The sequence below is a fragment of the Burkholderia sp. AU4i genome (assembly GCF_000466765.1).
Lineage (GTDB): Bacteria > Pseudomonadota > Gammaproteobacteria > Burkholderiales > Burkholderiaceae > Burkholderia > Burkholderia cepacia.
Genome location: NZ_ASSI01000050.1, coordinates 1 through 10961, shown reverse-complemented (window position 1 = coordinate 10961; position 10961 = coordinate 1). Strand labels below are relative to the sequence as shown.

The window sequence follows — 10961 nt, the reverse complement described above, 5'->3', positions numbered from 1 at the left end:
GGTGCCGGCCTGGCGCCGGGCTGGGCCGCGGCGGCCGGCTTCGCGCCGGCGTCGGCCTTGTCGCCCTTCTCGGCCTTCTCGGCCTTCTCGCCTTTCGCGGCGGCTTTCGCGCCTTTCTTGCCCTTCGCGTTCTTGTCGGCGGCCGGATCGGGCTCGGCCGGGCGCGGCGGGATGTCGTTCTGGTAATGCAGCACGAGCATTTGGCGCGCGCCGCGCACGGCGGCGATCGGCGCGCAGGTCACGCGCGCGAATGCGGTATCGGCGAGCTTGTCGACGCGTACGACCTTCGCGACCGGCAGGCCGGGCGGATAGACGCCGTCGAGGCCGCTCGTGACGAGCTCGTCGCCGACGACGAGATCCGCGCTCGTCGGCACGAAGCGCAGGTCGAGCGAATCGCCCTTCGGCGTGCCGTAGATCACGCTGCGCAGGCCGGTGCGCAGCACCTGCACGGGAATCGCGAGATCGCGGTCGGTGACCAGCGTGACTTCGGACTGCAGCGGGAACACGCGCGTGACCTGGCCGACCACGCCGTTCTCGCTGACGACGGGCGCGCCGTTCTGGATGCCCTGCTGCGAACCCTGGCCGATCACGATCTTCTGCGTGAACGGATCGCTCGTGTCGTACTGGATCTCGGCCGGCGTCGATTGCGTCGCGATGTGCTGGCGCAGCTCGAGCACGGCGCGCAGGTGCGCGTTCTCCTGCGCGAGCACGGCGGCCTGGTTGGCCTGCGTGGACAGCTGCAGGTTGCGCTTGCGGAGATCGTCGTTGTCGTGGCGCAGCGACGCGCCGGTGACGGCGATGTCGGCCGCGCCCATGAACAGGTCGCGCGGCACGAGCGCGGCGCGCTGCAGCGGATAGAGCACGGTGCCGAGCACGCCGCGGACGATTTCGAGCGTGTTGAAGCGCGCGTCCGACACCAGCAGTGCGATCGCGACGGCGACGAAGAAGATGAGCCGCGCGAGCGCGGGCGGGCCTTGCTTGAAGAGGGGCGGCGGACTGTATTCCATGGTCGGCGCCGGGCGCGAACGATCGGTTAAATGAAGCTCAGACGCGCAAACGGCGCGGCGGTTCGTTCTGAATGAGCGAGCCGGCCACGCCGCGGGTGCGTCATGTCAGGAAAACTGCCTAGACGATCACTCGTACGAGAAGATGCTGCCCAGCTTGTCCATGCGTTCGAGCGCCATGCCCGAACCGCGCACGACGCAGGTGAGCGGATCTTCCGCGACGAGCACCGGCAGGCCGGTTTCTTCCGCGAGCAGGCGATCGAGGTCGCGCAGCAGCGCGCCGCCGCCCGTCAGCATCATCCCGCGTTCGGCGATGTCGGCGCCGAGTTCCGGCGGCGTCTGTTCGAGCGCGATCTTCACCGACGACACGATCTGGTTCAGCGGATCGGTCAGCGCTTCGAGGATTTCGTTGCTGGAGATCGTGAAGCTGCGCGGGATGCCTTCCGACAGGTTGCGGCCCTTCACTTCCATTTCCTTGACTTCGGAACCCGGGAACGCGGAGCCGATTTCCTTCTTGATCGCCTCGGCGGTCTGCTCGCCGATCAGCATCCCGTAGTTGCGGCGGATGTAGTTGACGATCGCCTCGTCGAACTTGTCGCCGCCGACGCGCACCGAGCCTTTATAGACGATGCCGCCGAGCGAGATCACGCCGACTTCCGTCGTGCCGCCGCCGATGTCGACGACCATCGAGCCGGTGGCTTCCGACACCGGCAGGCCCGCGCCGATCGCGGCCGCCATCGGCTCCTCGATCAGGTAGACCTGCGATGCGCCGGCGCCGTGCGCGGCTTCCTTGATCGCGCGGCGCTCGACCTGGGTCGAGCCGCACGGCACGCAGATGATGATGCGCGGCGACGGCGAGAACATGCGCGACTCGTGGGCCGTCTTGATGAACTGCTTGATCATCTGCTCGGTGACGGTGAAGTCGGCGATCACGCCGTCCTTCATCGGGCGGATCGCCTCGATGTTGCCCGGTACCTTGCCGAGCATCTGCTTGGCTTCCTTGCCGACTGCCTGGATCGTCTTCTTGCCGTTGGGGCCGCCTTCCTGGCGGATCGACACGACGGACGGCTCATCGAGCACGATGCCCTTGCCGCGCATGTAGATCAGGGTGTTTGCGGTGCCGAGGTCGATCGCGAGATCGTTGGAGAAGTAGCTGCGCAAAAAACCGAACATTCAGAATCCTGTTTCGCTCTGGGCCGGCCCTGCATAGCGAGCGCTGAGGGCGGCAGCGGAAAAAATAACAGCCTCGGGAAGCGTGGCGGAAGCGGCCGCCGCGGCGCACGAAGCTGCGAGTGATGTCTACCGGGGATCGCACGAAGCACGCACGGCTTGCCGAAGCGGGGCGAAACGGTGCGGGAAAAGGCTGCCGGGTTTGGGTCGAACGCGTAATGATACCTTATAATTTCACGGTATTTGAATCGAAACGGGCGGTATTTTTGCCGCTTCGGCCCCGATTTTTGAGGGTGGGATCGCACCCTCCAACCCCCCGCCGCAGTGCTGCTTTCGATGCATTGCGCAGTCTTGTTTTTCCGGTGATCGCATGGCCCTGACCCTGACCGATGTGAAACGCATCGCGCACCTGGCGCGACTCGAAATGGCCGACGCCGACGCCGAGCACATGCTCGGCCAGCTCAATGATCTCTTCGGCCTCGTCGAGCAGATGCAGGCGGTCGACACCGCCGGCATCGCGCCGCTCGCCCACCCGATCGAACAGATCCAGGAAGTCGCGCAGCGCCTGCGCGACGACGTCGTGACGGAAGTCGTCAATCGCGACGACAACCAGCGTCCGGCGCCGGCCGTCCAGGACGGCCTCTATCTCGTGCCGAAGGTGATCGAGTAAGCATTCGACGACAAGCGCGCCGGCCAGCGCCGCGCGCCACCCAGAATTCCCAGGAAAACCACTCAATGCACGCAAAAAGCCTGACCGAACTGCGCGCCGCGCTCGCCGCCAAGGAATGCTCGGCCGTCGAGCTCGCGCAGCTCTACCTGAAACGGATCGACGCCGCGCGCGACCTGAACGCGTTCGTCCACGTCGATGCCGACCTGACCCTCGCGCAGGCGAAAGCTGCCGACGCGGAACTCGCGCGCGGCGCGGGCGGCGCGCTCACCGGCCTGCCGATCGCGCACAAGGATGTGTTCGTCACGCGCGGCTGGCACTCGACCGCCGGCTCGAAGATGCTCGCGAACTACGCGAGCCCGTTCGACGCGACCGTCGTCGCCCGCCTGCAGGCGGCCGGCATGGTCACGCTCGGCAAGACCAACATGGACGAGTTCGCGATGGGCTCGTCCAACGAGAACTCGGCGTTCGGCGCGGTGAAGAACCCGTGGGACACGAACGCCGTGCCGGGCGGCAGCTCGGGCGGCAGCTCGGCCGCCGTCGCCGCGCGTCTCGCGCCGGCGGCAACCGGCACCGACACCGGCGGCTCGATCCGCCAGCCCGCGTCGTTCGCGGGCGTGACGGGCATCAAGCCGACCTACGGCCGCGTGTCGCGCTACGGGATGATCGCGTTCGCGTCGTCGCTCGACCAGGGCGGCCCGATGGCGCAGAGCGCGTCCGACTGCGCGCTGCTGCTGAATGCGATGGCCGGCTTCGACGAGCGCGACTCGACGAGCCTCGACCGCGACGACGAAGACTTCACGCGCCACCTCGGCCAGCCGTGGGCGGCCGGCAACGATGCGGGCAAGCCGCTCGCGGGCCTGCGCATCGGCCTGCCGAACGAGTATTTCGGCGACGGCCTGGCCGACGACGTACGCGCGACGATCGACACGGCACTGAAGCAGTATGAAGCGCTCGGCGCGACGCTCGTGCCCGTGTCGCTGCCGAAGACGGAGCTGTCGATCCCCGTGTATTACGTGATCGCGCCGGCCGAGGCGTCGTCGAACCTGTCGCGGTTCGACGGCGTGCGTTTCGGCCACCGCGCCGCGCAATACGGCGACCTGCTCGACATGTACAAGAAGTCGCGCGCGGAAGGCTTCGGCCCCGAGGTGAAGCGCCGGATCCTGGTCGGCACGTACGTGCTGTCGCACGGCTACTACGACGCGTACTACCTGCAGGCGCAGAAGATCCGCCGCATCATCGCGAACGATTTCCAGGAAGCGTTCAGGACCTGCGACGTGATCATGGGCCCGGCCTCGCCGACGGTCGCATGGGATCTCGGTTCGAAGGGCGACGATCCGGTGCAGATGTATCTCGCGGATATCTACACGCTGTCGGTGAGCCTCGCGGGCCTGCCCGGCATGAGCGTGCCGTGCGGCTTCGGCGCCGGCGCGAACGCGAAGCGCCCGGTCGGCCTGCAGATCATCGGCAACTATTTCAACGAAGCCCGGATGCTGCAGGTCGCCGACGCGTTCCAGCGCGCGACCGACTGGCACAAGCAAGTTCCGGCAGGGGTGTAAGCACATGGCTACTCAATGGGAAGTCGTTATCGGTCTCGAGACGCACGCGCAACTGTCGACCGTCTCGAAGATTTTCTCGGGCGCGTCGACGCAGTTCGGCGCCGAGCCGAACACGCAGGCGTGCCCGGTCGACCTGGCGCTGCCGGGCGTGCTGCCGGTGTTGAACCGCGGTGCGGTCGAGCGGGCAATCCGCTTCGGCCTCGCGATCGGCTCGACCATCGCGCCGCGCAGCATCTTCGCGCGCAAGAATTATTTCTACCCCGATCTGCCGAAGGGCTATCAGATCAGCCAGTACGAGATTCCGGTCGTGCAGGGCGGCCAGATCACGATCCAGGTGCCCGCCAACGAAAAGGCCGGCAAGGAAGCGTACGAGAAGACGGTCAACCTGACCCGCGCGCACCTCGAGGAAGACGCGGGCAAGTCGCTGCATGAAGACTTCGCCGGGATGACCGGGATCGACCTGAACCGCGCAGGCACGCCGCTGCTCGAGATCGTCACCGAGCCGGAAATGCGCAGCGCGGCCGAGGCCGTGGCCTATGCGAAGGCGCTGCACGGGCTCGTCGTGTGGCTCGGCATCTGCGACGGCAACATGCAGGAAGGCTCGTTCCGCTGCGACGCGAACGTGTCGGTGCGACCGGTCGGCCAGGAGAAGTTCGGCACGCGCGCGGAAATCAAGAACCTGAACTCGTTCCGGTTCCTCGAGGAAGCGATCAACTACGAAGTGCGTCGCCAGATCGAACTGATCGAGGACGGCGGCGAAGTCGTGCAGGAAACGCGCCTCTACGATCCGGACAAGCGCGAGACGCGCTCGATGCGCAGCAAGGAAGACGCGCACGACTACCGTTACTTCCCCGACCCCGACCTGATGCCGCTCGTGATCGGCCAGGACTGGATCGAGCGCGTGCAGTCCGGGATGCCCGAGCTGCCGGCCGCGATGCAGCAGCGTTTCGCCGAGCAGTACGGCGTGTCCGCGTACGACGCGGGCGTGCTGACGTCGAGCAAGGCGATGGCCGCGTATTTCGAGTCGGTGGTCGCGAAGGCCGGCGCCGCGAACGCGAAGATCGCCGCGAACTGGCTGATGGGCGACGTATCGTCGCAACTGAACCGCGACGGCATCGAGATCGACGCGATCCCCGTGTCGGCCGCGCAGCTCGCGCTGCTGCTGCAGCGCATCGCCGACGGCACGATCTCGAACAAGATCGCGAAGGAGATCTTCGCGACGATCTGGGACGAGAAGCCGGACGACGAAGGCGCGGCCGACCGCATCATCGACGCGAAGGGCCTGAAGCAGATCTCCGACACCGGCGCGCTGGAAGCGATCATCGATGAAGTGCTCGCGGCGAACGCGAAGTCGGTCGAGGAATTCCGCGCGGGCAAGGAAAAGGCGTTCAACGCGCTGATCGGCCAGGCGATGAAGGCGACCAAGGGCAAGGCCAACCCGCAGCAGGTCAACGAACTGCTGAAGAAGAAGCTCGGCTGAGCATGACCGCGCGCCTGAACCGCGCTTGACGACGGGCCGCCTCGAACCAGTTCGGGGCGGCCCGTTGCGTTTGGCGGATGCGTTATCGTATGCGTCACACCGTCCAACGGAGGAACGAATGGCGAAACAACCCGCGCTCGACGATTTCCGCGTGCCTTATTTCACGCGCGAGAAGGAAGCCGCCGCATTCAAGCTCGATGCGTTCGACCCGGCCGCGAAGCCGTTTTCGTCCGGCTCGAAGGACGACGACCGCGAACGGCTGTCGGCCGTGTCGACCGAACTCGACGTGCAGCAGGAGCGCCTGCACACGCAGCAGAAGAAGCGCGTGCTGCTCGTGCTGCAGGGGATGGACACCAGCGGCAAGGACGGCACCGTGCGCGCGGTGTTCCGCGAGGTCGATCCGCTCGGCCTGCGCGTCGTGCCGTTCAAGGCGCCGACGCCGATCGAGGCCGCGCACGACTTCCTGTGGCGCGTGCATGCGCAGGTGCCGGCCGCGGGCGAGCTCGCGATCTTCAACCGCAGCCACTACGAAGACGTGCTCGTGCCGCGCGTGCTCGACCTGATCGACGCGAAGGAATGCGAGCGCCGCTACCGGCAGATCCGCGATTTCGAGACGATGCTGGTCGAGAACGGCACGACGATCATCAAGTGCTTCCTGCATATCTCGAAGGACGAGCAGCGCGCGCGGCTGCAGGCGCGCATCGACGATCCGACCAAGCACTGGAAGTTCGACATCTCCGATCTCGACGCGCGCAAGCACTGGGACGCGTACCAGTCCGCGTACCGCGACGCGCTTGCCGCGACGTCCGCCGAGCATGCGCCGTGGTACGTGATCCCGGCCAACTCGAAGACGCACCGCAACGTGATGATCGCCGAGCTGCTGCTGCGCACGATGACCGACATGAAGCTGGAATTCCCGCCGCCGAAGCCCGAGCTCGAAGGCGTGAAGATCCGTTAAGCTGCCCCCCTGTAAAACATCGAACTGAACGGAATCCGACATGATGCGAGTGATTACCGCCAACCTGAACGGCATCCGCTCCGCCGCGAAGAAGGGCTTCTTCGAGTGGCTCGGCGAACAGAACGCCGATTGCGTGTGCGTGCAGGAAATCAAGGTCTCGGCCGACGACCTGCCGGCCGAATTCGTCGAGCCGCACGGCTTCAAGAGCTATTTTCACCACGCCGAGAAGAAGGGCTACAGCGGCGCGGGCGTGTACAGCCGCCGCGAGCCCGACGACGTGATCATCGGCTTCGGCAGCAGCGAATTCGATGCCGAGGGTCGTTATGTCGAGGCGCGCTACGGCAAGCTGTCGGTCGTGTCGGTGTACGTGCCGTCCGGCTCGAGCGGCGAGGAGCGCCAGCAGGCGAAGTACCGCTTCATGGACGAGTTCATGCCGCACCTTGCCCAGCTCAAGAAGAAGCGCGAGGTGATCCTGTGCGGCGACGTGAACATCGTCCACAAGGAAATCGACATCAAGAACTGGAAGAGCAACCAGAAGAACTCGGGCTGCCTGCCGGAAGAGCGCGAGTGGCTCACGAAGCTGTTCGACGATGTCGGCTACGTCGACGTGTTCCGCACGCTCGACCCGCGCGCCGAGCAGTACACGTGGTGGAGCAACCGCGGCCAGGCGTATGCGAAGAACGTCGGGTGGCGGATCGACTACCAGATCGCGACGCCGGGCGTCGCCGGCACCGCGAAAAGCACGTCGATCTTCAAGGACATCAAGTTCAGCGACCACGCGCCGCTGACGGTGGACTACGACTACAAGAAGTGATTGCCGGCGCTGCGCCGCGCGCGTAGCGCCCGAACCCACCGGTCGCCGGATGCAGAACGGGCCGCATGTCGAAGATGCGGCCCGTTTCATTTGGGGCGGCGATCGTGCGGGCTGCCCGGCGGAGGCGCTTACTGCTTGATCGACGCCATGTCGATCACGAACCGGTACTTCACGTCGCTCTTCAGCATCCGCTCGTAAGCGGCGTTGATCTGCTGCATCGGAATCGTCTCGATATCCGACGTGATCCCGTGCTCCGCGCAGAAGTCGAGCATTTCCTGCGTTTCCGCGATCCCGCCGATCAGCGAGCCCGCGAGGCGGCGGCGCTTGAAGATCAGGTTGAATACCTGCGGCGACGGATGGTCATGCTCCGGCGCGCCGACGAGCGTCATCGTGCCGTCGCGCTTCAGCAGGTGCAGGAACGGGTTCAGGTCGTGCTGCGCGGCGACCGTGTTCAGGATGAAGTCGAAGCTGTTCAGGTGCGCGTTCATCTGCGCTTCGTCCTTCGAGATCACGACTTCATGCGCGCCGACGCGCTTGCCGTCCTCGATCTTCGACGGCGACGTCGTGAACAGCACGACGTGCGCGCCCATCGCGCGCGCCAGCTTCACGCCCATGTGGCCGAGGCCGCCGAGCCCGACGATGCCGACCTTCTTGCCGGGGCCGACGTTCCACTGCCGCAGCGGCGAGTACGTCGTGATCCCCGCGCACAGCAGCGGCGCGGCGCCGGCCGGGTCGAGCGTCTCGGGCACGCGCAGCACGAACGCCTCGTCGACGACGAGCTGCGTCGAGTAGCCGCCGTACGTGACGTCGCCCGTCACGCGATCCTGGCCGTTGTAGGTACCGACGAAGCCGTTCTCGCAATACTGCTCGAGCCCTTCGGCGCAGCTCGGGCAGGTGCGGCACGAATCGACGAGACAGCCGACGCCGACCAGCTCGCCGACCTTGAAGCGCGATACCTGCGGGCCGGTCGCGGTCACGCGGCCGACGATTTCATGGCCCGGCACGACCGGGTAGATCGTGTTGCGCCATTCGTTGCGCGCCTGGTGCAGGTCCGAGTGGCAGACGCCGCAGTAGAGGACGTCGATCTGGACGTCGAGGTCGCGCAGCGCGCGACGCTGGAATTCGAACGGGGCGAGCGGCGACTGCGAATCGGTTGCCGCGTAAGCGTAGGTGGTGCTCATGCAGGGGGCTCCTTGGCCGGGAAAACATCCGGCGAAACGAACTGCCGTCGCACCCTGTGGCGATGCGGCGAGGCAGGACGTCATCGTAAGGAGCACGGCGCCGCGATGAAATACACGAAGGTCTGGAAGATTTGCCTATTCCTCTCGAACTGCGTGCAAACGGCCGCCAAAACGCATTCAAGATGCTACATTGCGAGCCAGATTCTCTTGCCGGACAGGATGACGCAGATGAGCTTCGAGCCCCTTTTCGCCGACACGGGCGACCGCGTGCAGCGCCGCATGATCGAGCTGCACACGCGCCTCGCGCCGAACGAGGGCGACACGCTGGCGGCGCTCGACGGCGTGCGTTTGATTCGCGTGAGCCGTCCCGCGCCGCGCATGCCCGTGCTGTACGAACCGAACATCATCGTCGTGTGCCAGGGGCGCAAGCTCGGTTATCTCGGCGATCGCTCGTTCGTCTACGACGCGCAGCAGTATCTCGTGCTGTCGGTGCCGCTGCCGTTCGAATGCGAGACTTTCGCGAGCATGGACGAGCCGTTTCTCGCGATCTCGATCCGCGTCGATCTCGCGGTGATCGCCGAGCTCGCGCTCCTGCTCGACGAGACGCTCGGCGCGGCCGCGAGCGAGCCGCTCGGCGTCTATTCGACGCCGCTCGACGCGCCGCTGGCCGATGCGGTCGTGCGGCTGCTCGAAGTGCTGGCTTCGCCGCACGACACGCGCGTGCTGGGGCCCGCGATCATGCGCGAGATCGCGTATCGCGTGCTGACGGGCGCGCAGGGCGACGCGATCCGCGCGGCGCTCGTGCAGCAGCATCACTTCGGCCGCATCGCGAAGGCGTTGCGGCGCATCCATGCGGAGCTGAAGGCCGACCTCGATGTCGAAACCCTGGCGCGCGAGGCCGGGATGAGCCTCGCGGTGTTCCACGCGCACTTCAAGCACGTGACGGCGACGTCGCCGATGCAGTACGTGAAGGCCGCGCGCCTGCATCAGGCGCGGCTGATGATGGTGCAGGACGGCGTCGGCGCCGGTACGGCGGCCGCGCGTGTCGGTTATGCGAGCGCGTCGCAGTTCAGCCGCGAGTTCAAGCGGCTGTTCGGCCGCAGCCCCGGTGACGAAGTGCGCTGGATGCGTGAAATCGGGATTCGCCCGGCCGTGGCCGATACGGACGCGTAGCGTCCGGCGTCATCCGGTGGCGCTGCGCCGCACGACCTTGCGCCGCTGCGCGCTGATGCCCGCGTAGTCGGGCAGTGAGTCGACCCGCTTGCCGATCGCCTTCGCGTACAGCGGCATCAGGTCCGGCAGCCGGTTCAGCAGATCCTGGCGCCGCGCGGTGCTGTACGGGTGCGTGTAGATGAAACCCGTGGCCTTGTTCGCGCGCGTCGCGGCCGCGAGCTTGTCCCACAGCGTGATCGCCGCGCGCGGATCGAAGCCCGCGCGGGCGGCGATGTCGCCGCCGATCACGTCGGCTTCGGTCTCGTCGGTCGGGTCGTAGTGGAGCGACTGCAGGCGCTCGCCGAGGTTCAGCGCCTGCGGCAGCGGATCGCCGACGCCGAACAGCGGCGGCAGCGCGGCGGCGCGCAGCGAAGTTTGCGATGCCGCGCTGAAGTTGCTGCGCGCATGCTCGCGCAACGCGTGCGCGATGCCGTGCGCGGCCAGCACGCCGAGTTCGTCGTCGTTCAGCCGGATGCGCTCGAGCAGGCCGCCGTACACGAGCACCTTGCCGCCCGGCAGGCAGGTCAGGCGGATGTCGCGCGAGCGGATCACGTTCACGTCCCACGCCCAGTTCTTCACGCGATCGTTCCACTTCACCGAATACGGCGCGAGTTTCGTGACGATCGCGCGCAGGCGTTTCACGCGCGGCTGGTTTGCCGGCAGCAGGCGGTTGCTGTCGGCGGCCGCCTGCACGATCTGCGCGTATTCGCTCGCGGTGAGCTGCTCGAGCAGCGGCGACGGGATCAACGTGCGGAATGCGATCGCATTGCCGTAGCGGACCTGCTGCGGTGTCGGCGTATAAGCCTTCGTCGACGCGGCGCCGCCGGTCGGCTGCGCGGGTTCGGCGGTGGCCGGCTGGGCGGGGGCGGCGGAAGTCGACGTTGCCGGCGGTGAAGCCGGTGCGGCGGCCGGCGCG

10 protein-coding genes are annotated in these 10961 nt (G+C 66.8%); 6 read left to right on the top strand and 4 right to left on the bottom strand.

Annotated elements, in window-relative coordinates; translation table 11 throughout:
* Together mreC and L810_RS11660 are read right to left on the bottom strand one after the other, a co-directional pair.
* On the bottom strand, positions 1–1007 hold a 1007-nt coding region (gene mreC, locus L810_RS11665), incomplete at its 3' end, for a rod shape-determining protein MreC (protein ID WP_042974131.1).
* 126 nt (positions 1008–1133) lie between these two features.
* Entirely contained in the window at positions 1134–2177 is a 1044-nt protein-coding gene (locus L810_RS11660; protein ID WP_004189550.1) for a rod shape-determining protein, read from the bottom strand.
* Between the two features lie 367 nt (positions 2178–2544).
* Here L810_RS11660 and gatC point away from each other — a divergent pair, with 367 nt between their 5' ends.
* The 5 genes from gatC (at position 2545) to L810_RS11635 (ending at position 7652) form a co-directional block, all read left to right on the top strand.
* Positions 2545–2844 (top strand): Asp-tRNA(Asn)/Glu-tRNA(Gln) amidotransferase subunit GatC, encoded by a 300-nt coding sequence (gatC, locus tag L810_RS11655; protein ID WP_021158568.1) that lies wholly within the window; start codon positions 2545–2547, stop codon positions 2842–2844.
* Between the two features lie 65 nt (positions 2845–2909).
* Complete coding sequence (gene gatA, locus L810_RS11650; protein WP_021158567.1) at positions 2910–4400, top strand: Asp-tRNA(Asn)/Glu-tRNA(Gln) amidotransferase subunit GatA; 1491 nt, start codon at positions 2910–2912, stop codon at positions 4398–4400.
* Between the two features lie 4 nt (positions 4401–4404).
* A complete protein-coding gene (gene gatB / locus L810_RS11645) occupies positions 4405–5880 on the top strand; it encodes an Asp-tRNA(Asn)/Glu-tRNA(Gln) amidotransferase subunit GatB (RefSeq protein WP_021158566.1) in 1476 nt (491 codons plus the stop codon).
* Positions 5881–5998: 118 nt separating this feature from the next.
* On the top strand, positions 5999–6838 hold the full coding sequence (locus L810_RS11640; protein ID WP_021158565.1) for a polyphosphate kinase 2 family protein: 840 nt from the start codon (positions 5999–6001) through the stop codon (positions 6836–6838).
* Positions 6839–6878: 40 nt separating this feature from the next.
* A complete protein-coding gene (locus L810_RS11635) occupies positions 6879–7652 on the top strand; it encodes an exodeoxyribonuclease III (protein WP_021158564.1) in 774 nt (257 codons plus the stop codon).
* A 128-nt stretch (positions 7653–7780) separates the two neighbouring features.
* Here L810_RS11635 and L810_RS11630 read toward each other — a convergent pair whose 3' ends face one another.
* On the bottom strand, positions 7781–8833 hold the full coding sequence (locus L810_RS11630; RefSeq protein WP_021158563.1) for an NAD(P)-dependent alcohol dehydrogenase: 1053 nt from the start codon (positions 8831–8833) through the stop codon (positions 7781–7783).
* Between the two features lie 228 nt (positions 8834–9061).
* On the opposite strand from L810_RS11630, the gene L810_RS11625 reads away from it, so the two are divergent.
* Positions 9062–10006, top strand: coding sequence for an AraC family transcriptional regulator (locus tag L810_RS11625; RefSeq protein WP_042974133.1), 945 nt, complete (start codon positions 9062–9064; stop codon positions 10004–10006).
* A 9-nt stretch (positions 10007–10015) separates the two neighbouring features.
* Here the strand turns inward: L810_RS11625 and L810_RS11620 are convergent.
* The coding region (locus L810_RS11620; protein ID WP_042974130.1) for a M48 family metallopeptidase at positions 10016–10961 on the bottom strand (946 nt) is incomplete at its 5' end.

Coding starts and splice junctions, on each gene's coding strand:
- L810_RS11660 (WP_004189550.1), bottom strand. CDS start 2,177: ATGTTCGGTTTTTTGCGCAGCTACTTCTCCAACGATCTCGCGATCGAC.
- gatC (WP_021158568.1), top strand. CDS start 2,545: ATGGCCCTGACCCTGACCGATGTGAAACGCATCGCGCACCTGGCGCGA.
- gatA (WP_021158567.1), top strand. CDS start 2,910: ATGCACGCAAAAAGCCTGACCGAACTGCGCGCCGCGCTCGCCGCCAAG.
- gatB (WP_021158566.1), top strand. CDS start 4,405: ATGGCTACTCAATGGGAAGTCGTTATCGGTCTCGAGACGCACGCGCAA.
- L810_RS11640 (WP_021158565.1), top strand. CDS start 5,999: ATGGCGAAACAACCCGCGCTCGACGATTTCCGCGTGCCTTATTTCACG.
- L810_RS11635 (WP_021158564.1), top strand. CDS start 6,879: ATGATGCGAGTGATTACCGCCAACCTGAACGGCATCCGCTCCGCCGCG.
- L810_RS11630 (WP_021158563.1), bottom strand. CDS start 8,833: ATGAGCACCACCTACGCTTACGCGGCAACCGATTCGCAGTCGCCGCTC.
- L810_RS11625 (WP_042974133.1), top strand. CDS start 9,062: ATGAGCTTCGAGCCCCTTTTCGCCGACACGGGCGACCGCGTGCAGCGC.